This is a genomic window from Anaerolineae bacterium, assembly GCA_013178015.1.
Lineage (GTDB): Bacteria > Chloroflexota > Anaerolineae > DRVO01 > DRVO01 > Ch71.
Genome location: JABLXR010000045.1, coordinates 12,442 through 38,141 on the forward strand (window position 1 = coordinate 12,442; position 25,700 = coordinate 38,141).

24 protein-coding genes are annotated in these 25,700 nt (G+C 65.3%); 15 read left to right on the plus strand and 9 right to left on the minus strand.

The features are described 5' to 3' along the window. The first annotated feature begins 2 nt into the window (after positions 1–2). From HPY83_15590 to HPY83_15620, 7 genes are all read left to right on the plus strand, one after another. The gene (locus HPY83_15590) at positions 3–2,270 is read left to right on the plus strand and encodes an HDIG domain-containing protein (protein NPV09368.1); all 2,268 of its coding nucleotides are present in this window, start codon (positions 3–5) and stop codon (positions 2,268–2,270) included. Beyond that, on the plus strand, positions 2,267–2,716 hold the full coding sequence (ybeY, locus tag HPY83_15595; protein NPV09369.1) for an rRNA maturation RNase YbeY: 450 nt from the start codon (positions 2,267–2,269) through the stop codon (positions 2,714–2,716). The genes HPY83_15590 and ybeY overlap by 4 nt, the downstream gene beginning before the upstream one ends. Then, positions 2,703–3,080, plus strand: a complete 378-nt coding sequence (locus tag HPY83_15600; protein ID NPV09370.1) for a diacylglycerol kinase family protein — start codon at positions 2,703–2,705, stop codon at positions 3,078–3,080. Before ybeY ends, HPY83_15600 begins: the two co-directional genes overlap by 14 nt. Before the next feature lie 99 nt (positions 3,081–3,179). Continuing rightward, positions 3,180–4,007: a sugar phosphate isomerase/epimerase gene (locus HPY83_15605; GenBank protein ID NPV09371.1), complete on the plus strand. Its 828-nt coding sequence runs from the start codon at positions 3,180–3,182 to the stop codon at positions 4,005–4,007. Then, positions 4,000–5,070 carry a tartrate dehydrogenase gene (locus HPY83_15610; GenBank protein NPV09372.1) on the plus strand — a complete coding sequence of 357 codons (1,071 nt, stop codon included), beginning with the start codon at positions 4,000–4,002 and terminating at the stop codon, positions 5,068–5,070. Before HPY83_15605 ends, HPY83_15610 begins: the two co-directional genes overlap by 8 nt. 12 nt (positions 5,071–5,082) lie before the next feature. Beyond that, positions 5,083–6,963, plus strand: coding sequence for an aldehyde ferredoxin oxidoreductase family protein (locus HPY83_15615; protein ID NPV09373.1), 1,881 nt, complete (start codon positions 5,083–5,085; stop codon positions 6,961–6,963). After that, positions 6,960–7,214, plus strand: coding sequence for a hypothetical protein (locus tag HPY83_15620; protein NPV09374.1), 255 nt, complete (start codon positions 6,960–6,962; stop codon positions 7,212–7,214). The genes HPY83_15615 and HPY83_15620 overlap by 4 nt, the downstream gene beginning before the upstream one ends. Here HPY83_15620 and HPY83_15625 read toward each other — a convergent pair. From HPY83_15625 to HPY83_15660, 8 genes are all read right to left on the minus strand, one after another. Then, complete coding sequence (locus HPY83_15625; GenBank protein NPV09375.1) at positions 7,211–7,663, minus strand: MerR family transcriptional regulator; 453 nt, start codon at positions 7,661–7,663, stop codon at positions 7,211–7,213. The two genes, HPY83_15620 and HPY83_15625, sit on opposite strands and share 4 nt — an antisense overlap. A gap of 269 nt (positions 7,664–7,932) precedes the next feature. Next, on the minus strand, positions 7,933–8,427 hold the full coding sequence (locus tag HPY83_15630) for a flavodoxin (protein NPV09376.1): 495 nt from the start codon (positions 8,425–8,427) through the stop codon (positions 7,933–7,935). Between the two features lies 1 nt (position 8,428). Then, a complete protein-coding gene (locus HPY83_15635; protein ID NPV09377.1) occupies positions 8,429–9,250 on the minus strand; it encodes an amidohydrolase family protein in 822 nt (273 codons plus the stop codon). Between the two features lie 83 nt (positions 9,251–9,333). Further along, a complete protein-coding gene (locus tag HPY83_15640) occupies positions 9,334–10,200 on the minus strand; it encodes an ABC transporter permease (GenBank protein NPV09378.1) in 867 nt (288 codons plus the stop codon). 3 nt (positions 10,201–10,203) lie between these two features. After that, positions 10,204–11,217 carry an ABC transporter permease gene (locus HPY83_15645; GenBank protein NPV09379.1) on the minus strand — a complete coding sequence of 338 codons (1,014 nt, stop codon included), beginning with the start codon at positions 11,215–11,217 and terminating at the stop codon, positions 10,204–10,206. Positions 11,218–11,450: 233 nt separating this feature from the next. Then, positions 11,451–13,349, minus strand: coding sequence for an ABC transporter substrate-binding protein (locus HPY83_15650; GenBank protein ID NPV09380.1), 1,899 nt, complete (start codon positions 13,347–13,349; stop codon positions 11,451–11,453). Between the two features lie 169 nt (positions 13,350–13,518). Then, positions 13,519–14,592 (minus strand): ABC transporter ATP-binding protein, encoded by a 1,074-nt coding sequence (locus HPY83_15655; protein ID NPV09381.1) that lies wholly within the window; start codon positions 14,590–14,592, stop codon positions 13,519–13,521. Continuing rightward, positions 14,589–15,563, minus strand: coding sequence for an ABC transporter ATP-binding protein (locus tag HPY83_15660; protein NPV09382.1), 975 nt, complete (start codon positions 15,561–15,563; stop codon positions 14,589–14,591). Before HPY83_15660 ends, HPY83_15655 begins: the two co-directional genes overlap by 4 nt. A gap of 1,060 nt (positions 15,564–16,623) precedes the next feature. Between HPY83_15660 and HPY83_15665 the strand changes: the two genes are divergently transcribed. From HPY83_15665 to HPY83_15690, 6 genes are all read left to right on the plus strand, one after another. Next, a complete protein-coding gene (locus HPY83_15665) occupies positions 16,624–17,202 on the plus strand; it encodes a pyruvate synthase (protein ID NPV09383.1) in 579 nt (192 codons plus the stop codon). A gap of 44 nt (positions 17,203–17,246) precedes the next feature. Continuing rightward, positions 17,247–17,555, plus strand: a complete 309-nt coding sequence (locus tag HPY83_15670; protein NPV09384.1) for a 4Fe-4S binding protein — start codon at positions 17,247–17,249, stop codon at positions 17,553–17,555. Next, positions 17,468–18,745, plus strand: a complete 1,278-nt coding sequence (gene porA, locus HPY83_15675) for a pyruvate ferredoxin oxidoreductase (protein ID NPV09385.1) — start codon at positions 17,468–17,470, stop codon at positions 18,743–18,745. Before HPY83_15670 ends, porA begins: the two co-directional genes overlap by 88 nt. Before the next feature lie 10 nt (positions 18,746–18,755). Further along, on the plus strand, positions 18,756–19,709 hold the full coding sequence (locus tag HPY83_15680; GenBank protein NPV09386.1) for a pyruvate ferredoxin oxidoreductase: 954 nt from the start codon (positions 18,756–18,758) through the stop codon (positions 19,707–19,709). A gap of 76 nt (positions 19,710–19,785) precedes the next feature. Next, the gene (gene upp, locus HPY83_15685) at positions 19,786–20,412 is read left to right on the plus strand and encodes a uracil phosphoribosyltransferase (GenBank protein ID NPV09387.1); all 627 of its coding nucleotides are present in this window, start codon (positions 19,786–19,788) and stop codon (positions 20,410–20,412) included. Positions 20,413–20,427: 15 nt separating this feature from the next. Continuing rightward, a complete protein-coding gene (locus HPY83_15690; protein ID NPV09388.1) occupies positions 20,428–21,471 on the plus strand; it encodes an undecaprenyl/decaprenyl-phosphate alpha-N-acetylglucosaminyl 1-phosphate transferase in 1,044 nt (347 codons plus the stop codon). A gap of 189 nt (positions 21,472–21,660) precedes the next feature. Here the strand turns inward: HPY83_15690 and HPY83_15695 are convergent, their stop codons facing one another. Beyond that, the gene (locus HPY83_15695) at positions 21,661–22,701 is read right to left on the minus strand and encodes a hypothetical protein (protein NPV09389.1); all 1,041 of its coding nucleotides are present in this window, start codon (positions 22,699–22,701) and stop codon (positions 21,661–21,663) included. Between the two features lie 184 nt (positions 22,702–22,885). Here HPY83_15695 and HPY83_15700 point away from each other — a divergent pair, with 184 nt between their 5' ends. Continuing rightward, positions 22,886–23,236, plus strand: coding sequence for a hypothetical protein (locus HPY83_15700; GenBank protein NPV09390.1), 351 nt, complete (start codon positions 22,886–22,888; stop codon positions 23,234–23,236). A 68-nt stretch (positions 23,237–23,304) separates the two neighbouring features. Further along, positions 23,305–25,455 (plus strand): RNA-binding transcriptional accessory protein, encoded by a 2,151-nt coding sequence (locus tag HPY83_15705; GenBank protein NPV09391.1) that lies wholly within the window; start codon positions 23,305–23,307, stop codon positions 25,453–25,455. Positions 25,456–25,700: the final 245 nt, after the last annotated feature.

Genomic DNA, 25,700 nt, shown 5'->3' on the forward strand with positions numbered 1-25,700 from the left:
CGGTGGCTTTCGCTTTCACTCAAGACCCCTACACGCTTCCCGAGCGAGAACTGACCCCCCTTGAGCGGCTGAGGGTTCTGGGTTCCGCGTTGCTGCTGTCCCTCGCCCTGGGGGCCGTTCTGGTCGTCCGAGGCTCCCCCGGGCCGGCCCTTGCTCTCGAGCTGGGCGACATAAGCCCACGCGACATAACCGCGCCCCGAAGCGTGACCTACATCAGCGATGTCCTCACAGAGCGGGCTCGTCAGGCGGCCGAGAGCGCAGTGGACGTGGTCTACGACGCTCCGGATGCTGGCGTCGCCCGGCGACAGGTCAGTCTGGCGCGACAGATTCTGGATCGCATTTCCTCCATACGCAGCGATCTCGACATGACCGAGGACATGCGGCGCCAAGCCCTTTTGCGTCTGGACGGAGTCGAGCTCTCGGAAGAGATCGTGGGGGAGATACTGGCGCTCTCGGACGACGAGTGGCTTGCCGTGGAGCGGGAGGTCGTCCGGGTGCTGGACCTCTCCATGCGGATGGTGATCCGCGACGTGGACGTTGCCGAGGCCAGGAGGCGGGTCCCGACCCAGCTCTCGTTCGACCTGTCCGATGCCCAGGCAGACGTGGTGCTGGACCTAGTGGCCGACCTGGTGGTCCCCAATACGCTTGCCAACGAGGACCGGACCGCCGAGGCCCGACGCCGGGCGCGCGAGAGCGTGCAACCCATTTCCGTGGCTTACCAAGCGGGCCAGGCTGTAGTGAGGGCGGGGGACCGGGTTACCGAGCTGCAGATGGAAGCCCTGCGCCACATTGGGCTCATGGAGCCCGACCACAACTGGATCGAGGACCTGTGCACTCTTGGGCTGATGCTCGTCGTGGGCCTGCTTCTCTTCGCCTACATTGCAGTGCACGAGCCGGCCCTCGGCCATGACTGGCGCCGCCTGGGGCTGGTGGGGCTGGGGACGCTCGCTTCGGCCATCGCCGCTCGACTGATGATACCCGGTCACGTGGTCCTTCCCTATGCCTACCCTGCTGCCGCCCTGCCCATGCTGGCGGCGGTTCTGGTCAGCCCCGGGTTGGCCTTCCTCCTTTGTGTACTTCCCTTCAGCTTCTACGTCGTGCTCGCCGATGGTGCCCTGCTGGAGCTGGGCACCATGGGGCTTCTCGGAGGGGTGGCCGGCGTGCTGCTGCTGGGTCGGCTTCGTCATTTGAAGGCATTCGTGTGGGCCTCCGCCGGGGTGTTGTTTGTGAACGTGACCGTGCCTTTGTTGTTCCGCTTGCCAGGAGGCAACTACGACGCCGTAGGGTTGGCCAGCCTGATGGGAGCGGGCACCATCAACGCGGCCCTGGCCGGGAGCATCGCCATCGTGGGCTACTTGGTGGTGAGCGGCTTCACCGGGGCAGTGACGTCCCTTCAGCTCCTCGAGTTGGCACGACCCACCCAACCTCTCCTGCGCGAGTTGATGCTCCGGGCTCCGGGCACCTACCATCACAGCGTCATGGTGGCCAACATGGCCGAGCAGGCGGCAGAACGGGTGGGAGCCAACGCCGTGTTGGCGCGTGTGGGAGCCTACTACCACGACGTGGGCAAGGTGACGCGCCCCTACTTCTTCTCCGAGAATCAGGAAGAGGTGGGGAATGTCCACAACCGTCTGGATCCCCGAGCCAGTGCCGAGATCATCATAGGGCACGTGGCGGAGGGAGTGGCGCTGGCGCGCAAGCATCGCCTTCCCTCGGCCATCGTTCGCTTTGCGGCCGAGCACCACGGCCGCACCCGGCAAGACTACTTCTATGAGGAGAGTGTGCGCCGTTACGGGGCCGAGAACGTGGATGAGGAAGGATTCCGCTATCCAGGGCCGCGCCCCCAGACCAAAGAGACAGCCATCGTCATGCTGGCCGACGCCTGTGAGGCCGCTACGCGGGCGGCTCGGCCCGCCAACGGGCAGGAGCTGTCCCGCATGGTGGAACGTGTGGTGGATGATCGCCTGCTCGAGGGCGAGCTCGACGAGTGCCCCCTCACCCTGCACGACATCGCTGCCATCAAAGTCTCGTTCATCAACGTTCTCCAGGGCGTGTTCCACCCGCGGGTGCAGTACCCCGAGGGCAGCTTAATTGAGCAGCGGTCGGAGAACGGTTGCCAGGTGCCGGCCGAGGAGCCGCAACCGAGACCGGAGCGGGCGGAACCGACCGATGAGGAAGATAGGGACGCCTTCCATGAGGAGCGACTGCCGAGGGAAGCGCAGCCCTCCCCTTCGCCTGAAGCAGGAAACGGGGAGGAGGTGGGGGCGTGATCGAGGTTCACAGCCGTCCCGAGGCCAACGTACCCGGCGCGGAGAAGGTAGTGGTGCGGGCTGCGGAGGCCGCCCTCCGCCAGGCGGGTCGGGCGCCTGAGGGCGTGGACATGACCGTAGTGCTGGCTGGCGACGACGAGATAGCAGAGCTGAACCGCCGCTTTCGGGGGGTAGATAGCGCCACGGACGTGCTTTCCTTCCAGACCGGGGACGAGGACTTGACCGGCGAGCTGGCCTCATACCTGGGCGATGTGATCATCTCCGCCGATCGGGCGCGGGCCCAGGCGGCGGAGGCGGGGCACCCTCTGGAGGAGGAGCTGGCGCTTCTGGTGGCTCACGGGACCCTTCACCTGCTGGGCTACGATCACTTGGAAGAGGCTGAGGAGCGCGAGATGTGGGCGCTGCAGCAGGCAGCGGTGCAGGAGGCGCTTGATGCCCGAGCGTGAGCGACCCTCACTTGTTGTTAGCTTCGTCTGTGCTGGGCGAGGGATGTCTTCGGCGCTGGCGAGCCAGCGCAACCTGCGCATCCAAGCTGTCATCGGGGCGGTGGTGGTGATCGCCGGGCTGATTCTGAACTTGAGGGCGCTGGAATGGGCAGCGGTAGTGCTGAGCATGTCCGGCGTGTTCACGGCTGAGCTGATCAACACGGCAGTGGAGAGGGCGGTGGACCTGGCCTGCCCCCGCTACGACGATGGCGCTCGCCTGGCGAAGGATGCCTCGGCTGCGGCAGCGCTGGTGGCTGCCCTCAGTTCGGTGGTGGTGGGGCTGTTGGTGTTCGTGCCCCGTCTTGCGGCGACCCTAAGCAGATAGTGGTAGTCTTGCTGGACGTGGAGAAGGCTGCCGTAAGGGCAGCCGGTAGTCGGGCTCGCGCCCGAACCTATCCGTCGTGATTGGCTGATGAGGAGACTAATGTCGGACGCGCTTAGTTATGATCTGGCTTACTCGAGTGCCTGTTTCCCACCCGAGTCGCGGGAACAGGAGATGCTCCGAGCCCCGGAGCTAGGGGTCAACAGGTGCGAGATCGCGCTCAGACTGGAGGACTTGAACGGCACCGGCCGGTGGCCAGCACTGCTCGACCGGACCGGGCTCGTCTGCTGGTCGGTTCACACGCCCTTTGGCGCCTCAGTGGACTTGTCGGCGCTGGAGCGCCGGACAGAAGCGGTGGGCGTGGTGCTGGAGTCGGTCGACCTGGCAGCCTCCCTAGGAGCCGGGATGGTGGTAGTGCACGGGGGTGCCGAACCCATTCCCGCTGACTTGCGTTGTCAGCGGCTGCGCGCTGCTCGGGAGAGTCTGCGATCGGTGGCGGAGCGCTGCGAGATCCTTGGCTTGCGGATGGCGCTGGAGTACCTGCCCCGCACCTGTCCGGGAAACAGCGTGGCCGAGCTGGAGTACCTGCTCTCGGGCATCAGTCCCGATGTGGCCGGCATCTGTCTCGACCTGAACCACGCCAACCTGCGGCAGGACTTGACCAGCCGCATCCTAGCTCTGTCCGGCCGCATCATCACCGTCCATGTCTCCGACAACGACGGGCTGGACGAGAGGCATTGGCTGCCCGGGCAGGGCGTGATCGAGTGGGAGGCAGCCTTGAGGGCCCTGGTACAGGCTGGCTATCGAGGCCCGTTCATGTACGAGGCCTCCCGCGATCGGAGCGGCGGAGCGGTCAGCTCTGAGGTTCTGTTCCGCAACTATGAACGGCGGATCCGCCCCCTGCTGGATCAAGGAGTAACCGGTGCCTAGATACGAGATCGCCGTCATCGCCGGAGATGGCATCGGACGGGAGGTCATCCCGGCCGGCATGGATGTCCTGGACGTGGCCGCGGACGTCGTGGGCAACTGCGAGCTCAAGTGGCAGCGTTTCGATTGGGGCTGCGACTACTACCTGCGGACGGGCCGGATGATGCCTGATTCTGGACTGACCACGCTGGCTCAGTTCGATGCCATTTACCTGGGCGCCATCGGCACCCCGGGAGTGCCGGACCACGTCTCCCTCTGGGGGCTGCTGTTGCCCATTCGCCAGCACTTCCAGCAGTACGTGAACCTGCGCCCGGTGCGGCTCCTACCCGGGATACCGGGTCCGCTGCGGAACAAGGGCAGCGACGACATCAACTTCGTCTGCGTGCGGGAGAACACCGAGGGGGAGTACAGCGGGGCCGGTGGCCGAGTTCATCGAGGGCACCCAGAAGAGGTCGTGGTTCAGACGGCCATCTTCACCCGCAAGGGCACCGAGAGGATCATACGCTACACCTTCGAATACGCCCGCCGGCATGGTCGCTCCCGGGTGGCCAGCGCCACTAAGAGCAATGCCATCAACCACAGCATGGTCTTCTGGGATGAGGTGTTCGAGCAGGTGGCCTCGGAGTACCCTGATATCACTGCCGAAAGGTACCACGTGGACGCCCTAGCGGCTCGGTTTATCACCCATCCGGAGAGCCTGGACGTCGTGGTGGGCAGCAACCTGTTCGGGGACATCCTCACCGACCTGGGTGGGGCGTTGCAGGGTAGCCTGGGGGTGCCGGCAAGCGCCAACCTCAACCCCGAGGGTCGCTACCCGTCCATGTTCGAGCCCGTCCACGGCTCCGCGCCCGACATCGCCGGGAAGGGCATCGCCAACCCCATAGCCTCCATCTGGGCGGGGGCCATGATGCTCGAGCACCTGGGTCAGCGCGACGCGTCCGACCTGGTCATGCGCGCCCTGGAGCGGGCCACGGCGGAGGGCCGGACGCTCACGCCCGACCTGGGCGGGCAGAGCACTACCGAGGAGTTCACCAGAACCGTGATCGGGAATCTTCGCAGTTTGTAGGGAGGTCTGGTCATGCCTTACGGTTACACGGGCAAGCTCTTGAGAGTCAATCTGACCGAGCGCCGGGTGCAGGTGGAGGAGCGGGACGAGGTCTACTACCGGCGCTACTTCGGCGGCTGGGGCATCATCCTGGAAACGCTGTTGCGGGAGATGCCACCTGGGGTAGACCCCCTCGGTCCCGAGAACATACTGGTCTTCGCTACGGGCGTGGTGTCGGGAGTGCCGCTCTCGGGCTCGGCTCGTAACGCCGTGGGGGCCAAGTCCCCCCTGACGGGCGGCTTCGGAGTGGGGGAGGTGGGCGGCTTCTGGGGCTCCGAGCTCAAGCGGGCAGGGTATGATGCTATCATCGTGGAGGGCCAGGCCTCTGAGCCGGTGTACCTGGCCATCAACGACGATGCGGCCGAGCTGCGGGACGCCGGCCACCTGTGGGGCCTGAGCACCAAAGAGACTATGGAGAGGGTCCGGGAGGAGATGAGAGAGCCTCGGGCCCGGTTTGCCGGCATCGGTCCAGGCGGCGAGAACCTGGTGCGCTACGCCTGCATCATCAACGATCTTAAGGACGCCGCTGGGCGTTGCGGCCTGGGGGCGGTGATGGGTTCCAAGCGCCTGAAGTGCATCGCCGTGCGCGGCACTCAGGACATCCCGGTCGCCGACGCGGACAAGGTTCGGGAGCTGGCTCGGTTCATGGCCCGTGGGGTGGCCGAAGGAGAGCTGGCGGTCAACATGCACAAGTATGGCACTGGCGTGGACATGGCCGCCGGCGAGCTGTCCGGCAACTTGCCCGTCCGCAACTGGCAAGGCACGCGCTTCCCACAGGCCAAAGACATATCGGCGGAGACGCTGGCCGACACCATCCGCGTGGGGATGGAGGCCTGCTACGCTTGCGCCGTCCGGTGCAAGAAGGTGGTGTCGCTGGAGCAGCCTTACCGCGTGGACCCAGCCTATGGCGGGCCCGAGTACGAGACCATCGCGGCGGTGGGCTCCAACTGCGGGGTGAGTGACTTGGCCGCCATCTCCAAGGCCAGCGAGCTGTGCAATGCCTACTCCCTGGACACCATCGCTGCTGGCTCGGCGGTGGCCTTCGGCATGGAAGCCTTCGAGCGGGGGCTCTTGACCACGGACGACACCGGCGGGCTGGAGCTGCGTTTCGGCAGCGGCGAGGCCCTGGTGCAGGCGATCGAGCTCATCGCCCGGCGCCAGGGAATCGGTGACTTGCTGGCGGAGGGGCCGGCGCGCGCCGCTGAGAGGCTGGGGCGGGGGGCAGAGCAATTCGCCGTTCACGTCAAGGGTCAGGACCTGCCCATGCACGAGCCCCGGTACAAGCGGGCGCTGGCCATTAGCTACGCCATCTCGCCCACTGGGGCCGATCACTGCCACGCTGTGCACGACACTGGCTACACCGAGCCAGGCGGCTCCCTGGCGAAGGCGGCCGCCATCGGCATCCTGGAGCCCATCCCCCTGGAGAGTCTGGGTCCGGAGAAGGTCCGTTTGACCATCTACGGGACTTTGCAGAACACCCTGTACAACATTCTGGTCACTTGTATGTTCGTTCCGTGGACGCCCGACCAGCAGGTAGAGATCGTGAGAGCTGTCACGGGCTGGAACGCCACCTACTTCGAGCTGATGAAGGCAGCGGAGCGAGCCTTTGCCATGGCTCGGGCCTTCAACTACAGAGAGGGGTTCCGCGCCGAGGATGACAGGCTTCCTCCTCGCTCCCATGGGCCCCGCGCCGAAGGAGCGTTGACGGACGGGGGTATAGACCCGCAGGCGCTGCGCGACGCCCTGGACATGTACTACGCCATGATGGGCTGGAACGAGGATGGCTGCCCGACGCGAGCGCGGCTGGCCGAGCTGGATGTCGCCTGGGTGGCGGACAGGCTGGAGAGCAGGTGAGCCCCGCCCAGGGCGAGGTGCGGGTTACCGTTCGCTTTGGCCACGGGTTGCGTCACGCGGCCGGCGGTGAGCCCCAACGAGAGATGCGGGTGCCGTCCGGCACCCGCATCCGCGATCTCATAGATATGCTCGGCCTGCCGCAGGGAGAAGTCTCCATCGTGAGCCGATACGGAGCTCTTGCCTCTAAGGACGACGTCCTGCGGGATGGCGATGCCATCGGCCTGTACCCACCCATCGGCGGGGGGTGCTAGTCGGCTCTCCTCCCGTTGGAGTCCTGATTTACGATCTCTTGGCGGGCAGCCAGGTACACCGAGCACGAATAGCAGCTGCAATCGTCGGCCGAGCTGTGATCCCAGCAAGGTGCCGTCCGGCTGGCTCGGTCCCGGCAGGCATCACCGTTAGGTGGGTCTCCGTCCATGACCCGCCAGTAGGTGACCATAGCAAGCATCCGTTTGAGCCCCTGCTGGTTGAGCCCCTCGTCGTGGATGAGGTGACGGACGACGCGCACCCATTCCAGGTCGGAGTTGGAGTAGAATCGGCGATTGTTCTTGCGCGCCGGCTTGATCAGGCCCGCCTGCTCATAGAGCCGCAGGGTGCGCGGATGCAACTCCAGAAGCTCGGCTGCAGTGGCGATAGTGTAGAGCGGCCGCCAGTCTTCGAGGGCCTTGCGATCCACCTGCACGGACATTGTCTGATCCACTTCGCTACTCCTTCGACTGTTGGGCACAGCGAGACCCGTGACGCGGGTGGCCGAGGCCCAGTTTGTAGCGTGACAGTTCGCTGAGGGATTGGCCTAGTCTAGCCAATAGGGCGATGAGTTGGCAAATGCCCTATGATACTATCAAGTCAGGAGTGGTTGCCCGGCCATTTCCTTGGATCCCATAGCCGGCATTGCGCTCTTCGTGGGCCCCGGCAGGCTGGCTGGCACCCCTTCTCCCACGAAGTGGGAGAAGGGGATGGGGGCTGGAGCTAACCCCCGAAGAGCTCCAGAGCCTTGCGGGTGATGACTCTTCCCAATTGCAGGCAGCGCTCGCGGTAGAGAGAGTCCTCGGGAGCGCGGGTGGAGACGGCCCCCAGGTGCAGATAAGGGTAGCCCTGGGTGATGCCGCCGGAATACACCAGCATGCCTCTGACCAGGGCACCAGCGATCATCATCAACTCGGCGACGCTGCCACCGCCGCCGCCGGGCCAGTTCTGGGAGACGAAGAACCCGGCCAGCTTCCCCTCCAACTCCGAACCAGCCGTATCAAGATAGCGCTTCATCTGCCAGGAGCAGGTGGCTTCGTAGGTGGGGCAGCCCAGGATGATGGCCTTAGCCTGGCGGAGGTAGTCTACGTCCGGCTCGGAGACCGTCATTAGGCGGGCCTCCACGTCGTCACCTACCGAACGACAGCCTTCGGCCACCAGCTCGGCCATGCGCTCGGTGTTGCCAGTCTCGGAGTGGTAGACGATGGCCACCTTCATGTCAGTCCTCCAGCCCCAAGATCCTGGCTGCGGTGGCGTACCGTACGGCGTAGCGCAGATCAGGGCGCAGCTGGTTGGCTTTCATGAGCACTTCGTAGTCGTGAAGCACGTCCTTGATCTCGTAGTACTCCACGTCGCTGCCGAACACTATCTTCTCCCAGGCGTTGCTGCCGTCGGGGCTGCCGTAGCGGGTAGTGCTGTCCCACCACAGCAGCTCTCCCAGGAACTCCGGCCTCTTCTTCTTGAGGGTGGAGCCGGAGAGGTCGAAGAAGACGTTGGGGTTCCAGCGGGCGGTCATGGTGGCTTCTTCGTACCAGGGGTTGCCCAGGTGAGCGCCGATGATGGTCCAGTCGGGGAAGGTGCGGGCAATGGAGTCCAGATAGATAGGCCGCATGAGGCTGCAATCAATGCGAACGTCGTGCCCGCTTACATGGCGGGCCACGATGCCTAGGTGAAACAGCCCAGGCATCCCCAGTGCCTCCGCCTTCTCGTAGACGGGAAAGTAGGACTCGTCATTGTACTGCTTGCGCGGGGTCATGAACTTGAGCCCGGTGAAACCGCGGTCTTTCAGCTCCTGCACCTTCTCTGGGCCCTCGATGTCAGGGCGAACGTGCCCGAAGCCGCAGATGAGGTCCGGGTACCGATTGAAGGCGCGCTCGACAGCGTCGTTGCCGGCGAAGCCACCTCGGGGGCCCCACCCTTCCAGGGCCATGATGCAGACCTTTACCACGTTCAGGCGCTGGCAGATGGCAGCGAGTTTATCGGCGTACTCCGGGTCGGTGCCCAGGTGATGGTGCATGTCTATGACGGGTGTATCGGGCATTTCGCACTCCCTCCGCTGGCTGTGGGCGGATTCTAGCGCGGGAGGCCGACGGTGCCAACCGGGGTAGGCACGGTAGCCAGCCCCTACTGACCCTGCAGGCGGGGGTTGCTGACCTCGTCGAACCCCAGATGGATGAGGTATAGGGAGAGGAAGAGGAGGATGAGGGTTACCACTGGCGTGGCCCACCACCACCAGAGGTTCTGCAGGATGGCGCCGTAGGTCAGGGCCCAGTAGATGAGCATGCCCAGGGTCATCTCCCTCTGCGGGCCCAGCCCCAGGATGGAGAGCCCGGACTCGGCCAAGATAGCCGCGATGAAGGCGTTGACGAAATTGGCGCCTAGCCACTGGAGCATGTGCGGGGCCAGCTCCCGGAAGATGATCTCCAGGCTGGGCATGCCAGACAGGCGGGCCACCTCCACGAACGGGCGCTCCTTCAGGCTCAGTATCTGCGCCCGAACCTGGCGGGCCGGCGAGGGCCAGGCGAACGCTCCGATGATGAGAGCCATCGTCTGCACCCCTACGCCTCTCACTAGGGCCGCGATCAGGATCAGGAAGAGGAGCGAAGGCACGGACAGGAAGACATCAATGAGGACGCGCAGCACAGCGTCAATGGGCCCGCTGAAGTAACCGCTGGTGAAGCCGATTAGGGCTCCTACCAGGGTGCCGATGAGGGCGGCGATGAGGCCCACCTGAAGGGAATTGGGCACAGCCTGCGTCATCTGCACCGCGATACTGCGCCCCAGGGTGTCGGTCCCCAGGAAGGCCCTCGAGCTGGGCGGGAGGCGAGGGGGGAAGCGACCAGCCCCGCGCAACTGCGGATCCACGAACTCACCGCCTACCAGAGCCACAACCGCGATTAGGAGGAAGATCGTTAGGCCGGCCGCGAACTTGCGGTTTCGCAGCAGGGCGGAGACGTAACCCGTTGGGGGTCGAACGGCTACGGCTGCCATGTGCTAGCCCCTTCGTGCCTGCTCGTAGCGGATACGCGGGTCAACGATGGGGTAGAGTATGTCTATGATGAAATTGGCCACTGCCACCGAGAGTATGATCAGCAAGACTGCACCCTGGATGACGGGGAAATCGAGGCTGGTGATGGAGGTGTAGATCAGCCATCCTATGCCGGGAAAGGCGAAGATGACCTCGGTGATGAGGGCGCCTCCCACAATGTGCCCCAGCGAGATGGCTAGCCCGGTCGCCTGAGGAAGCAGAGCATTGCGAAAGGCATAGCGCCACAAGATGCGCTGGTTGGAGAGGCCCTTGGCCTCGGCCTGGAGGATGTAGTCCTCGCCTTTGAGAGAGGTTATGAGGCTGCGCATGCTCAGAAACCACCAGCCGAGCGAGACCAAGATGATGCTGAGAGCGGGCAGGGTGGCATGACGGGCCACGTCGAGGGCGAAGTCGAGACTGAGCCCGGGCCTGAGGCCCACGGAGTAGGCCCCGGACAGAGGGAAGATGGGCCACTGGAAGGCCAGCAGGAAGATGAGAATGATGGCTAAGATGTAGTACGGAATGGTGTAGAGCACCAGGGCCACCGGAACCAAAGCCTGCAGCGCCTTCGACTCCTCGCCTCTCCAGCCCACGGCGGCACCGATGATAGACCCGAGCACCCAGCTCACCACGGTGGTAACCGTGAGAAGGCCGATGGTCCAGGGGAGCGACGCTCGGAGCAGGTCGGCCACCTCAGAGGGGAAGCTGCTGATGGAGTAGCCCAAGTTCCCCCGCAGCAACTCCCGCACGAAACTGACGTACTGCTCCCACATGCTGCGGTCGAGCCCGAAGATCCGCTTGTACTCCTCGACTAGCTCTGGAGCGCCGGCGCTGCCTCCCATGGCGGCGAGCTTGAGGAAGACGGCACCCAGAGGATCACCCGGGACCATGCGGGGGACGAAGAAGACAACGGTGACCGAGATCACCACCGTGGCGACCAGGATGACGGAGCGCTGCACTATGTATTTGAGGTAGCCCACTATGTTGTCCTCTCGGGCGTGCCCCGGGACTGGGCACACCAAGTGGTCCCGCCCGCTCGGCAGAACACGCGGGCCGAAGCCGCTTCCTGGTGAGGCAAGACCGACCTCTTCGGTGCCCTCTATGCGGGCTCAGCCTGGGTGGCCGGGGAGCCCCACCGAGGGCCGCCACCCCGGCCGGGTGGCTCAGGGGAGGGAGGGGACCCAGCCCCTCCCTCCGGGCGCGACTGCCGGTGTTACTGGCTGGCCGGCCGGATGCCGCCTACCCATTCCCCGGTTTCGGGAGACGGATAGCCGGTGATCACCAGCTCGAACGTCGCCCACCAGCTCACGGGCATGTTCCAGGGGTTCTCGGCCGACGGCCAGCCTTCCCAGTAGGTGTAGTTGAAGGGCACCAGCGCCGGCGCCTGCACTATCGGGACTACCGGCAGCTCGTCGAGCCAGATCTCCATGGCTCGATGGAACTGGTCGGCGATCGTCTCGATGTCTTCGGGCGGCGTGGCGGCCATCTCGTCCACTATGGCATCGAACTCGGGGTTGCTGTAGCGGAACGAGTTGCGCTCATACCACGGTGCCGGCTCGCCCAGCGGGACGTAGAACTTGCTGTGGAAGAGCTCCAAGTTCTCGAAGATGTAGCCGGGGCAGAAAGAGTGCAGCTTGATGTCGTACTCGCCCCGCAGGATAGTGTCGGACATCACCCCGCCGGTCAGGGCCTGCACCTCCACTTCGATGCCCTGGGCCTGGAGCTGATCCGCCAGGACGGCGGAGACCTTCATCTCCTCGGTTGAGTCTCCCTGCACCAGGTAGCGAACCCTCAGCGGCTCCCCCTCGGCCGAGACCCACATGCCATCGGAGCCCTTGGTGTAGCCGATGGACTGAAGCAGCTCCTCGGCTCGGGCGGGGTCGTAGGTGGTGGTGGGGTACTGCGCCAGCAGGTCCTGGATGGCGTCGAAGTAGGGCTTCATCCCGTCGTAGTCGGGCCAGATGCCCCAGGCGGGGACGGTAGTGCCCTCGTAGGCTAGGTCAACGATGGCTTGCCGGTCGATCATGTACGACAGGGCCCAGCGGGCTTCCTTCTGGTTCCACGGCGAGACGGCATTCTGCACCATCAGCGGCCGCGGGCACGGATCCAGCCAGGCATAGGGTGGCCCATCGTACCAGGCCCTGACGTTGGGGTTGCGCCGCATCACTTCCAGGAGCGAGCCCACCGAGAGTATGCCGATGAAGGGGGTGTCAATCTCGTTCGCTGCCAGGGCGAGGGCCACGGTGGTCTCCGGGCCGACGTACTGGAAGTTGACGATGCGCGGGGCCGGCGTGACGCCGAACACCTTGGTGCCCCACCAGTCATCCCGCCGCTCGTAAGTCATGGAAGTGGTGGTGGCGTTGACTAGCCGGTAGGCACCGGTCCCGATCGGATCTGAGCTCTTGAACGTGAGAGGATCCTGTCCCTCCCAGATGTGGCGAGGAAGTATGGTGATGCCGCCCCAGATGCCCACGGCCGGGAAAGCCTCGCGGTTCAGGTGGAAGCGGGGGCTGGGAGTCAGGAGATGGAACACCACGTTCAGGTCATCCACGGCCTCGACCGACTCCACCCACTTGGCCACCTCGGCGGCCCAGGTCATGCCCGGGTTGGCTAGGAGGGTGTCGTAGGTGAAGACGACGTCATCGGCAGTGAAAGGCTCGCCGTCGCTCCAGGTCACGCCCTCTCTCAGCTTCACGGAGAGGGTGGTGAAGTCTTCGTTATACTCGTAGCTCTCAGCCAACCAAGGGATGTACTCCCCGGTCTGCAGGTTCTGATAGAAGAAGTACTCGTAGATCATCTGGTGGATGCCGGTGCCGGAACGGCTGACGCCAGGGGCATAGATGTTGAGGTTAGTGGGGTCAGCGATGCGCCCGCTCAGGGCTACATTGAGGGTCTCCAGCCGGCCCAGGTCCGCTGGAGGCGGGGCCGGCTCAGGGGTGGCGGTGACTACCACCTCCTTCTCCACCACGGTGGTGACTTCGACCGTCACTTCCCTAGTGACCTCTACCTTCTCGACCGTCACCGGGCCGGGAGTGGCGGCACAGCCGACCAGCGCGATCGCGATCACGACCACCAGTGCTGCAGACACGATTGCTTTCCTGTCACGTAACATTTCACCTGCTCCTTTGCCAGCTCATGTCACGCACACGGACACACTTGGGATTGCCTCGTTCAAGAGGCGTCAGTCGGCTCCTGCCAATCTACTCGCCCTGGTCAACACCTCCCAACCGACGAACTACCACCTCCTTTCGCGGGCTAGCCTCCGCCCGCAGGCTATTGCTCTACGAGGGCCGACCTGCCGTTGCTGCCGGCCCACCTCCGCCCGGTTGCTCCAGTGAGGCTTTCTGGTTAGTCATCACCTGGCCCAGCTCCTCTGGGGGTAGGCTGGGGTGTTCCCGAAGCAGGTAACAGGCCGCCAGCCGGCGCGCCTCAGGTCGGAACAGGGGAGGAGGCTTCTCCAGGCACATGGGCATGGCGTAGGGGCACCGGGGAGCGAATTTGCATCCGCCCGGCGCAAGTGTCCTTGGCTGAGTTACCTCGGGAATCTCGCCTCCCCATTTTCGATCGGGGTCGGGCAAGGGTATGGAGCTGATCAGAAGCCTGGTGTAAGGGTGCTGCGGATCCCTGACCACCAGCTCCACGTCGCCTGCCTCCGCCACCGAGCCCTGGTACAGGACGATGATGTCGTGGCTGATCTGATAGGCCGTGGTCAGGTCGTGAGTGATGTATATGAGCGAGATACCGAAGTCTTGGTTGAGTTGGCGCAGGTTGTCTAGGACGGTTGCCCGCAGGGAAGCATCTATCATGGAGACGGGCTCGTCAGCGATGATGAGCTTGGGCCGCATGAGGAGCGCCCTGGCCACCATTATCCGCTGGCGCTGCCCGCCGCTGAGCTGATGGGGGTAACGGCCGAGGGTCTCTTCCGGCCGCAGCCCCACGGCCTGGAGGGCCTCCTCGATCAGGCTGCGGGTTTGCCGCTTGCCGCGAGCCAGACGGAACTTGGCCACCGGGACGGCCAGGGCGTGATCCACCCTGTAGAAGGAGTTGTAGACCCCGAACGGGTCCTGGAAGATCATCTGCACATCGAGGCGGAATGAGTGGCGTTCGGAGCGCGACAGCTGGCGCAGGTCTTTGCCCCGGTACAGGACCTCACCTTCGGTCGCCGGCTCCAGCCCCAGGAGGAGCCGGGCCATGGTGGTTTTGCCACTGCCGCTCTCGCCTACCACTCCGGTGATACTGGGCTGCTCCAGGCCGACGGAGAGGGAGAAGTCCTCTAGAGCCACGACCTCATGCCTGCGGATGAGGCCGCCTCCGAACACCTTAGTGACCCGCCGAGCCTCCAGCAGCGGAGTCATGACGGCCCCGACCCGGATTCCAGGAGGAAGCAAGCGGCCCAATGACGCCCATCCGCTTGAAAGGCAGGTGGCACCTCGTGGGTGCACCGCTCCATGACGTAGGGGCAGCGCGGATGGAAGACGCAGCCGGAGGGAAGGTCGAGAAGAGAAGGCGGGGAGCCGGGGGCTCCCTGGAACTCGCCCTTCTTCTCCAGGGAGGGGAGGCTGGCCACGAGCAACTGAGTGTAGGGGTGTTGGGGCTGGTGGAAGATGTCCCGGGCTGAGCCCTCCTCCACCAGCCTGCTGGCGTACATGACCGCCACCCGGTCAACGAACTGAGCCATCAGCCCCATGTCGTGCCCGATTAGGATTACGGCGGCTCCGATGTCCTCCTGAACCTGGCGCAAGGTCTCCATCACCCGCCGCTGCACCACTACGTCCAGGGCGCTGGTGGGCTCATCGGCGATGATCACCCGAGGCTCAAGGCTGATGGCGATGGCGATGCAGACTCGCTGCTTCATCCCGCCACTGAGCTCGTGAGGGTAGCTGTCGGCTACGCCCGGGGCCAGGCCCACTCGGCCCAGTAGAGCCCGGACCCGATCTTGCCACCCGCGCCGAGACTCCCGGATGCCGTGGCTCCTCATGCCGTCTATGACTTGGTCGCGCACGCGCATGACCGGGTTGAGCGAGTTCATCGCTCCCTGGCTGATCAGGGCGATCTGGGCCAGCCTGACCTGCTGCATCCGCTCTGGGGGGAGGGACATGATGTTGAGCCCATCCAGAAGGACCTCTCCCGATTCTATGCGCCCGGGGGGTTTGATGAGACGCATGAGGGAGAGGGCGGCGGTGGACTTGCCTGAGCCCGATTCCCCCATCAGCCCGAGCCTCTCACCGGGGTCGAGAGAGAAGCTCACGTCCTCCACCGCTCTGACCGGGCCTTGAGGGATATGGTAGTGGACCCGGAGGTCCTTCACCTCGAGAAGCGGTTGCATAGATCCCTGCCGCGGAGCTAACCGAGCCTGGTTACAGTCGAATCCCACCCGTCGGCAGTACACCACACTTGCGCACACATCACTCTACTCGGTGTTAGAGAGGTTGTCAATGGCGTTCATTTTCCCGGTGCGAGGGGGAATGGGGAGAAGCCGGTGGAAGCGCATGCCTCTCGGCGCTGAACCGAGGCCGGCGGTGCCCCAAGAGCGGGTCGTCAGGGATGGTGCCAGCCTGGCGACAGTGTCGACCGAAGCGGGCCGGTTCGGGGAGGCGGCCCTGAGGATGGGGGGAACGAGTGTGTTCAGGTGGCAGTCGCACGGGGGTAGACTCGCGTGCGCCGCTTCTGCGCAGGCCCTTAGAGCCCGCTTTCCCGCTGGCCACGAGGGCAAGACGAACTGGTCCAACTTGCCCTTGAGGAGTGAGCGCCCCCGGGGCGCGATAGGCACTAGGAGACAGAGCGCGCGTGGGCGCGCGCACTCCTCGGGTGCAGGGTGCACCAGGCGCGATAGGCACTAGGAGACAGAGCGCGCGTGGGCGCGCGCACTCCTCAGGTGCAGCGTGCACCAGGCGCGGTAGGCAGGCGGGGACAAGGCGCGCGTGGGTGCGCGCACTCCTCAGGTACAGCGTGCACCAGGCGCGGGGCAGGTCGAGACACGGCGCGCGTGGGCGCGCGCACTCCTCGGATGCAGGGTGCAGTAGGCGCCGTGGGTAGGTGGGGACAGAGCGCGCGCACTGCCTTTGGGCGGTCTGGCGGCAATGCAGTCGGGGCTTGCTCTCGTGATCTACGCGCAGCGATGCACCTGGGCGGCGGTGCAGATCTCGGGATCAGCACGCCCGATCCTGAGAGGCATTAGGCGCTTTGACACCGTGGCGACCGGGGGTTAGAATGGCTTGACCGCAAGCCTGTTGGGCCGGTCACATTTCCTGTCAGGATGTCTCTGGGGGTTAGCCTGCGGCTTGCCACCGGGTTAGGCCGTGCGTGCGACCTAACCCCCTTTTTGCGCCGTTTCAGCCGAGCTAGCTCCTGCATCGCGATCGGACCAGGTACTTAGGAGGCTCTTGATGAATAACCTCACTGAGATCCGCTGGCACGGCCGGGCGGGTCAGGGATTGGTTACCGCTGCCAAGCTTCTGGGGGAGACCGCGCTGGGCACGGGCCAGTACTTTCAGGCATTCCCTGACTACGGTCCCGAGCGTATGGGAGCGCCTATACGTGCCTACACGAGGCTCAGTCCCGAGCCCATCAGGATCCACAGTCAGATCAGCAGCCCTGACGTGGTGCTGGTGCTGGACCCGACGCTGCTGGACCTGATAGACGTGACTGAGGGCCTGCAGGATGGCGGGGCCTTGCTGGTGAATACGGGCATGTCGCCGGGCGAGATTCGACGATTGCTGAACCTGGAAGGACGCGACGTGCGCGTCTATACCGTGGACGCCAGCAACATCGCCATAGAGACCCTGGGGAGGGAGATAACCAACACGCCCATGCTGGGGGCTTTTGCCCGGGCGACGGGTCTGTTCCCCTTGGAGCAGATCATAGCAGACGTCCGTAGGAACTTCAGCAAGAAGCTGCGCCCAGAGATAGTGGAAGCCAACGTCGAGGCCGTCAGACGGGCGTACGACCAGGTACAGGAAGCCTAGGCGCCCCTCGGGTGCTAGCGGGCATAGGATAGAGGGAGGTTTACATGCCGAGAGCAAAGGGGTGGAGAGAGCTCCCCATCGGCGGCATCATAGATGAGCCGGGATCAGCGCGGGAACTGGAGACGGGGGCGTGGAGAGCTTTCCGCCCCGTCGTGGACCAGGAGAAATGCATCAACTGCCTGCAGTGCTGGATGTTCTGCCCGGACATGTCCGTGCGGGTGGAGGACAGCAAGATGGTCGGCTTTGACCTCTACCACTGCAAGGGATGCGGCATCTGCGCCAGCATCTGCCCGGTAGACGCTATCACCATGGTGGTGGAGACGGAAGCCGCCAAGGAAGGAGAGGTCAAGTGAGTGACTTCAAAGCCCTCGACGGTAACCAGGCAGTGGCCGAGGCCATGCGGCAGATCAACCCGGACGTGGTGGCAGCCTACCCCATCACTCCGCAGACGGAAGCGGTGCAGGTCTTCTCTCAGTTCGTGGCCGACGGCGAGGTGGACACCGAGTTCGTCACCGTGGAGAGCGAGCATAGCGCCATGAGCGCCTGTGTGGGCGCAGGAGCGGCTGGGGCCCGGGTGATGACTTGCACCTCCTCCGCCGGCCTGGCGTTCATGTGGGAGATCACCTACATCGCTGCTTCCATGCGGCTTCCCATAGTGATGATGGTGGCTAACCGCGCTCTGTCGGGCCCCATCAACATCCACTGCGACCACTCCGACAGCATGGGCGCTCGGGACAATGGATGGGTGCAACTCTTCTCCGAGAGCCCGGAGGAAGCTTACGACAATATGATCCAGGCGGTGCGCATCGCCGAGCACCCGGACCTCATGTTGCCTGTGATGGTGATGCAGGACGGATTCATCACTAGCCACGCCATGGAGCGGGTGGAGGTCTTCGACGACCAGGCAGTGAGGGACTTCGTCGGGACTTACACCCCGAGGTACTCGGTTCTGGACGTCGAGAACCCCTTGACCTTCGGTCCGCTCGACTTCTACGTCTACTACTTCGAGCACAAGCGCCAGCAGGTGGAGGCCTTCAGCCACGCCAAGGACGTTATCCTGGAAGTGGCGGCGGACTTCAACCGCCGCTTCAACCGCAACTACGGCCTCATGGAGGCCTATCGGCTGGACGACGCCGACGTGGCCCTGGTGGCTCTTTCGTCCACCGCCGGGACGGCCAAGGTGGTAGTGGATGAGCTGCGGGGGCAGGGAGTAAAGGCAGGCCTGCTCAAGCCCAGGGTATTCCGTCCGTTCCCAGCCGAGGAGATGGTCGAGGCCCTCTCCCACGTGAAGGCCGTGGCCGTCATGGATCGCTCAATCTCCTTTGGCAGCATGGCCAACGCCGGCCCCCTGTTCCTGGAGATGGCTGCTGCTTTCTACGTGAACGGTAACGGCTCCAAAGTGCCGATGGTGGACTACGTGTACGGCCTGGGCGGCAGGGACATCGGCCCGTCCGAGATCGAGAGCGTCTACATGGACTTGCTCCGGATCGCCGATGGCGGCGAGGTGCCCAACCTGGTAACCTACCTGGGCGTGAGAGAGTGAGGAGTTAGGAATGGCGACTCAGACCAGCACTCCGACCAGACTGACACTGCGGGACCTGTCCAAGAAGTCGGATCGGCTCACTTCCGGACACCGCATGTGTCCCGGCTGCGCCGCTCCCCTAGTGGTGAAGCAGGTGCTGATGGCCATAGATGAGCCGGTCGTGGTGACTTGCGCCACGGGCTGCCTTGAGGTGGCCACTACCATCTTTCCTCAGACGGCGTGGAACGTTCCTTTCATCCACAATGCCTTCGAGAACTCGGCATCCACCGCCTCAGGCATTGAAGCGGCTTACCGGTCGCTGGTGCGCCAGGGGAAGATCGAGGACAACAACACCCGCTTCGTCGCCTTCGGGGGAGACGGGGGTACCTACGACATCGGCCTCCAAGCTCTGTCTGGAGCTATGGAGCGTGGCCACCGTATGCTGTACGTCTGCTATGACAACAACGCCTACATGAACACGGGCATCCAGCGCTCCAGCGCTACGCCATTGGGGGCGAACACCACCACCTCTCCCGCGGGAAAGGTAGTGCCGGGCAAGCGAGGGATGCGCAAAGACCTGACCGCCATCATGGCGGCCCACAACATTCCCTACGTAGCTCAGGCTTCCCCTCACAACTGGCGCGACCTGATGCAGAAAGTGCGCAAGGCGACAGCGGTAGACGGCCCTGCCTTCATGAACGTGCTGTCGAGCTGCAACCGGGGGTGGCGCCACGATGCTGATGAGACCATCGAGATGCAGCGCCTGGCAGTTGACACCTGCATGTGGCCGCTGTATGAGGTGGAAGACGGCGAGTGGCGCGTGACGTACAAGCCCAAGGAGAAGTTGCCCGTCACCGAGTATCTCAAGCCGCAGGGCCGCTTCCGGCATCTGTTCCAGCCGGGCAACCAACACCTCATAGACGAGCTACAGCAGGAAGTGGACACTCGTTGGGAGCGTCTGCTCAAGCTTGCAGGTGAGTCCTGAGCCCGGATCCGAGTCACGCAGAGCGGGGCAGCCGTCAGGGCTGCCCCGATCGGTTCCCGGGCGAGGCGGGGAGGACATGGGCGCACTGCACGTTAGCGAGCATCCACTGGTGCAGCACAAACTGGCTCTCCTTCGGGATATCCGTACCGAGCCTAAGAAGTTCCGGGAGCTGGTCCGGGAGGTCAGCGTGCTCCTTGGGTATGAGGCCACGCGGGACCTAGGACTGCAGACCGTGACCGTGACCACTCCCCTGGGAGAGGTTCAGGGGCGAGTGCTGGCGGAGAAGATCGGCCTGGTGCCCATCCTGAGGGCGGGGCTGGGAATGGTGGACGGCATCTGGGAGATGATGCCCTCGGCCGAGGTGTGGCACGTGGGCCTCTACCGCGATGAGCGGACTCTGCAGCCGGTCCAGTACTACAGCAACCTCCCCGTGGCTCCTACAGTGCAGGTCTGCTTGGTTCTGGACCCCATGCTGGCTACCGGGGGATCCGCCGTGGCTACCGTCAACATACTAAAGGAGTGGGGAGCGCGCCGGGTCAAGTTTCTGGGGCTGATAGCCTCCTCTGAGGGGGTGATGCGGTTGCGCGATGTGCATCCGGACGTGGACGTGCATGTGGCTGCCGTGGACAGGCAATTGAACGACGCGGGATACATAGTCCCTGGCCTGGGCGACGCCGGGCATCGGCTCTTCGGTACCGGCTAGCTGCTCTCGATAGCCATGTGGCTCGCGTATGCGGTCACTTTCGCCGTCGCCTTCGGGATAGCTTTTGCCCTGTCGCCCTTGTGCGCCCGCCTGGGGCTGCGCCTAGGAATGGCGGATCACCCCGGAGGCAGGCGACGTCACGGGCGGGTGGTCTCTCGCCTTGGGGGCATCGCCCTCTACCTGGGGTTCGTGGGCGCTGTCCTGTTGTCGCAGACGCTGAACGTGCCCCGCTTCGACGTCAACGAGCCGCGGCGGCTGGCTGGTCTCTTGATCGGCACCACCATCGTGTGCGTGCTGGGCCTGGTGGACGACCGCTACGAGCTTGCTCCGGGCCCCCAGTACATCGTACAGGCCCTGGCCACGGCCGTGGGCATGGTGGGGCTGATCTTCATCGAGTACGTCAACAACCCCTTTAGCTCTGACCCCAACTCGCGGCTAGACTTCCCCTGGTGGCTCACCATCGGCGTCACCTTCTTCTGGATGATGGGGATGATGCAGACGGTGAACTGGCTGGATGGGCTGGACGGTCTGGCGGCCGGAGTCACCGCCATCGCCGCTGTGGTGCTGTTCATCCACTCTGGTTTCCGGCTGAATCCCCCGCAGGAGAGTGTCTCGCTCCTGCCGCTAGCGCTGGCGGGAGCATGCCTGGGCTTCCTCCCCTTCAACTTCGCCCCTGCCCGGGTGTTCATGGGTGGGGGCGCCTACACGCTGGGGTACGCCCTGGGGGCGCTGGCCATCATCGGAGGGGCGAAAGTGGCCACCGTGCTCCTGGTGATGGGCATTCCCATTCTGGACGTGGCCTTCCTCATCGTCTGGCGCCGGCTCAAGGGGCGGCGGGCGGACATGGGCGACCGACATCACCTGCATTTTCGCCTACACGACATGGGGCTGTCTCAGAGAACAGTGGTGCTGGGCTACTACGCCTTCTCGGCTGCCTTTGGCACCCTCGCCCTGGTGGTGCCGCCACGGCAGTACAAGCTACTGGCCCTCGCGGTCCTGGGGTTGGTGGCTCTGGCGATTTTCGCCTTCACTGGGCGGCGGACGGCGACGATCCAGTAGAGGAGGTTTCACCACCCGCACGCCACCGCACCAGTCGGTACCGAGCGCACCATTTTGCTGTCCGGTATCACCACATCGCTGACGCAATGTATCAGGACATGGTTGGCACATAGGAACACCATGACCTGCCCCGCGGCAGCTTGCACGTGCGTGTGGGGGCAGGAGCTGTGCCTGCGCTCTCGGCGTGCGTCAATCGCTCCGTACCACCGCCCTGACCACCCCCTCATAGCCAGCTCCCTCTTCGCATCGCAGGAGCAGTTCGTCCAGGTCTCTGAACTCGCCGCACAGGGTGAGCCGGGTGGCCTCGGTGGCGCCCTGAGGGTCGCGGACGCCGCTGCGCTGGAACTCGCGGCTCAGGCCGAGGACGTGGAAGGCCGAGGCGGGGCTGAACACGTAGGAGGTGTAGTAGGCCTTGGCGCCGACAGGGTCCTCCGCCAGGTGCCGGTCGTAGTAGCGGCGCACCGGGGGAGCCACCTGAATGCCGATGCGGAGGTTGCCCTCAGGCGTAAGGGCTAGATGGAAGCTGGTCCCCTCGGCCAGGTAGATAGGCCCCGGCTCGTCGGTGTAGAAGAGCTCCAACGGGCGGGCCGGGTCCACGCTCACGGCTTCGGGCGCTGCCCCACCGGAAGCCATGAGCGTGGCGAGCAGCGTGTATGACCGGTCCTGGCCCTGGCCCAGAGCGGCCAGGAACTGTTCAAAGCTCTCGCTGCGGTCGGGGTGCTGAGCTAGCCAGGCGTGCCAGTGGGCGCGCATCGCCGCCTCACCCAGGCGTGTAGCGCCGTCGGCATAGGCTGTGGTATTGAGCGTCACCCTCTCCACCGCGAACCACTCCCGCTCTCCCAGACTGGCTCCCGTAATCAGGGACACGGAGACGGGGAGGCCGGCCACTGTGGTGCTGACCTCCTCGCGCGCGCTCGTGGCGTCCTCAAGGACCCAGAGGGGGTCGGCTGTGGCCAAGGGCGTGGGGGTTGCAGTGGGGGCAGCGGTGGCAGTGGGCGAGGCGGTCGGGCTAGGGGTGTGGGTGACGGTAGGAGTGACCGTGCTCGTCACTGTGGCGGTGGGGCTGGCCGTGGGGCTGACGGCGACCGTCGCTGTGGGCGGCGGCAGGTCAGCAGGGACGAGCACCACCGTCCCCGTCGCTTCCTGAGGAAAGAGGCCGGGCCCGCCGCAGGCGACCAGCACCAGCAGGAGCGTGCCGAAGACACCGGCGTTCATCACCCTGGTGAGCATAGACTCCCCCTCGGCGCCCAGGTCTGGGCTCGCCAGCGGAGCAGACGGGCCCTGCGGGCAGTGTAGCGCCTTCTAGAGTGCAGGGGAAGCGTGGCCTGATGGCTGACGGCCTTTCGGCGACGGCGGTGACCGCCTAGAATGGCTCCCACGGAAGCGCAGAACCCTGGTCAGACGGAGGAGACCCATGTCGTCGGACGTGGAGGCCAAGAGGAGACTCAACTCGCGACTAGAGACGATCGGCTGGGGCCTGTTCCTCATCATGCTCGGTGGGCTGGGCCTGGTGCCGGACGAGCGGGTGCCCTCAGGGACGTGGTTGCTGGGCGTGGGGCTGATCCTGTTGGGGCTGAACGCGGCCCGCTACTACTACGGCATCAAGACCAGCGGCTTCACTATAGTTCTGGGCATTCTGGCCCTGGGCAGCGGCTTGGGCGACTTCGTGGGCGTGGATCTGCCTTGGTTCCCCATCATCCTCATCCTAGCCGGGGCCGCCCTGCTCTACCGCACCCTTCTCTCCGGACGGCGGGGCGGCACCTAGAGGGGCGGGTGCGCGCTTCCAGGGCGAAGCGTCGGTCGTGGTAGCGAAAGAGGCGTGAGAGTGGTGGAATGGGTGAGGGAATGCAGCCGGAGCGACTCATTTCGGAGCAGCTGAGGCTCGGTACGGAAAAGGTGCAGGCGGCTATCAGGCTCCTCGACGAAGGGCATACCGTGCCCTTCCTGGCCCGGTACCGCAAGGAGGCCACCGGCGGCCTGGACGAGGATCAAATCCGGCAGGTGGCGGCTGCCCTGGAGCGGCTCCGAGCCTTGGAGGAGCGACGCCGGTCCGTCGTGGCCAGCATCGAGGGCCAGGGCAAGCTGACGCCGGCACTGCGCCGGCGCCTGGCGTCGGCCCAGACCCTGACCGAGTTGGAGGACCTCTACCAGCCCTACCGACCCAAGCGCCGCACCCGGGCAAGCATCGCTCGCGAGCGGGGACTACAGCCCCTGGCGGACCTGATCCTCAAGCAGGCCCGTCCGAAAGGAGACGTGACGGCTCTGGCCGCGCCCTTCGTCTCAGAAGAGGTGACGACCCCGGAGGATGCCTGGGCTGGGGCCAGGGACATCGTGGCCGAGATGGTCAGCGACGATCCGGAGGTGCGGGGGGCGCTCAGGGAAAAGGCGGCGCGGTGGGGGCTGGTCGGGGCCAAGAAGTTGGTCGGCTCCGAGGATCCTAGGCGGGTCTACGAGCTGTACTACGAGTTCGAGGCCCGGGCCGACCGGTTGCGGCCCCACCAGGTGCTGGCCCTCAACCGAGGTGAGGCGGAGAAGGTCCTGCGGGTGCGCCTCGACGTGGCGGAGCGCGATTGGCGGAGCGTGGTGGAGGCCAGGTACCGGCCCGACCCCCGGTCCCCGCTGGCAGCGGAACTGGAGGCGGCGGTGACCGATGGAGTCCAGCGCCTGCTGCTGCCCGCGATCGAGCGGGACGTGCGGCGACAGCTCACCGAGGCGGCTGAGGATCACGCCATCTCGGTGTTCGCCTCCAACTTGCGGTCTCTGCTCTCTCAACCCCCTCTGAGCGGACACACTGTGCTGGGGCTCGATCCCGGCTACCGCACCGGGTGCAAGGTGGCGGTGGTAGACCCCACAGGCAAGGTGCTAGAGACGGCCACTATCTATCCTCACCCGCCCCAGCGGCAGCGGGAGCGGGCTCTGGCCGACCTGGCCCGACTGATTCCGCGACATGGTGTCACTCTGGTGGCCATCGGCAACGGGACCGCCTCCCGAGAGACCGAGCAGTTGGTGGCGGCGCTGACCCAAGCCCTCGATGGGGTGCGGTACCTTCTGGTCAACGAGGCGGGCGCCAGCGTCTACAGCGCCAGCCCCCAGGCGCGGGAGGAGCTGCCGGACCTGGACGTCTCCCTCCGCGGGGCCGTGTCTATCGCCCGCCGGGTGCAGGATCCGCTGGCCGAACTGGTTAAGATAGATCCCCGGTCCATTGGGGTGGGCATGTACCAGCACGACGTGGACCAGAAGCGGCTGGCGGCGGCCCTGACGGCAGTGGTGGAGTCGGTGGTGAACCAGGTGGGGGTGGACGTGAACACTGCCTCCGCCTCGCTGCTGACCTACGTGGCCGGGATAGGGCCCAAGCTGGCTCAATCCCTCGTGGCCTACCGGGACGCGCACGGTCCTTTCCGAGACCGGCGGGAGTTGCTCAAGGTGCCCGGCCTCGGGCCGAAGGCGTTCCAGCAGGCGGCCGGGTTCCTTCGCATACGGGGCGGGCGCAACCCTCTGGACGCCAGCGCCATCCACCCCGAGAGCTACCCGGTGGCGGAAGCGGTGCTGGCCAAGGCGGGGGTGGGTGCCAAGGCCCCGATGGCGAAGCGGGAGGCCGGGATCAAGGCCCTCCTGGCCCGCCAGCCGGTGGCCGAGCTGGCGCGGGAGCTGGGGGCGGGCGTGCTTACGCTGACCGACATCCTGGAGCAGCTGGTGCGCCCGGGGAGGGACCCGAGAGAGGACCTGCCGGCACCCATCCTGCGCAGCGACGTACTGAGTATGGACGACCTCCGGCCCGGTATGCGGCTGCAGGGGACGGTGCGCAACGTGGTGGACTTCGGGGCCTTCGTGGACATCGGGGTGAAGCAGGACGGGCTGCTGCACCGCAGCCAGATCCCGCCGGGGGCCTCGCCGGGCGTGGGGGACGTGATCGGGGTGGCGGTGCTGGAGGTGGATCAAGATCGGGGGCGCATCAGCTTGGGGTGGATCGGTCAGGCGGACTGACCGGGGCGGCTGGATGCAGCCGCTTGCGCTGTCCCTTCTCCGGCGTCGGCAAGGGGGTTGCGGCTAACGGGGGTTGGAGATTCCTCGCTGGCGCTCGGAATGACAATGGCCGCACACGGGTGTCGGCAAGGGGGTTGCGGCTAACGAAGGTCGGAGATTCCTCGCTGGCGCTCGGAATGACAATGGCGGCACTCGGGTGTCGGCAAGGGGGCTGCGGCTAACGAAGGTTGGAGATTCCTCGCTGG

Bases quoted from the DNA above. Each gene is read 5' to 3' on its own strand.
- HPY83_15600 (NPV09370.1), top strand. From the start codon at position 2,703: ATGCCCGAGCGTGAGCGACCCTCACTTGTTGTTAGCTTCGTCTGTGCT.
- HPY83_15605 (NPV09371.1), top strand. From the start codon at position 3,180: ATGTCGGACGCGCTTAGTTATGATCTGGCTTACTCGAGTGCCTGTTTC.
- HPY83_15615 (NPV09373.1), top strand. From the start codon at position 5,083: ATGCCTTACGGTTACACGGGCAAGCTCTTGAGAGTCAATCTGACCGAG.
- HPY83_15630 (NPV09376.1), bottom strand. From the start codon at position 8,427: ATGAAGGTGGCCATCGTCTACCACTCCGAGACTGGCAACACCGAGCGC.
- HPY83_15635 (NPV09377.1), bottom strand. From the start codon at position 9,250: ATGCCCGATACACCCGTCATAGACATGCACCATCACCTGGGCACCGAC.
- HPY83_15640 (NPV09378.1), bottom strand. From the start codon at position 10,200: ATGGCAGCCGTAGCCGTTCGACCCCCAACGGGTTACGTCTCCGCCCTG.
- HPY83_15650 (NPV09380.1), bottom strand. From the start codon at position 13,349: ATGTTACGTGACAGGAAAGCAATCGTGTCTGCAGCACTGGTGGTCGTG.
- HPY83_15655 (NPV09381.1), bottom strand. From the start codon at position 14,592: ATGACTCCGCTGCTGGAGGCTCGGCGGGTCACTAAGGTGTTCGGAGGC.
- HPY83_15660 (NPV09382.1), bottom strand. From the start codon at position 15,563: ATGCAACCGCTTCTCGAGGTGAAGGACCTCCGGGTCCACTACCATATC.
- HPY83_15665 (NPV09383.1), top strand. From the start codon at position 16,624: ATGAATAACCTCACTGAGATCCGCTGGCACGGCCGGGCGGGTCAGGGA.
- HPY83_15670 (NPV09384.1), top strand. From the start codon at position 17,247: ATGCCGAGAGCAAAGGGGTGGAGAGAGCTCCCCATCGGCGGCATCATA.
- porA (NPV09385.1), top strand. From the start codon at position 17,468: ATGCGGCATCTGCGCCAGCATCTGCCCGGTAGACGCTATCACCATGGT.
- HPY83_15680 (NPV09386.1), top strand. From the start codon at position 18,756: ATGGCGACTCAGACCAGCACTCCGACCAGACTGACACTGCGGGACCTG.
- upp (NPV09387.1), top strand. From the start codon at position 19,786: ATGGGCGCACTGCACGTTAGCGAGCATCCACTGGTGCAGCACAAACTG.
- HPY83_15690 (NPV09388.1), top strand. From the start codon at position 20,428: ATGTGGCTCGCGTATGCGGTCACTTTCGCCGTCGCCTTCGGGATAGCT.
- HPY83_15695 (NPV09389.1), bottom strand. From the start codon at position 22,701: ATGCTCACCAGGGTGATGAACGCCGGTGTCTTCGGCACGCTCCTGCTG.
- HPY83_15700 (NPV09390.1), top strand. From the start codon at position 22,886: ATGTCGTCGGACGTGGAGGCCAAGAGGAGACTCAACTCGCGACTAGAG.
- HPY83_15705 (NPV09391.1), top strand. From the start codon at position 23,305: ATGGGTGAGGGAATGCAGCCGGAGCGACTCATTTCGGAGCAGCTGAGG.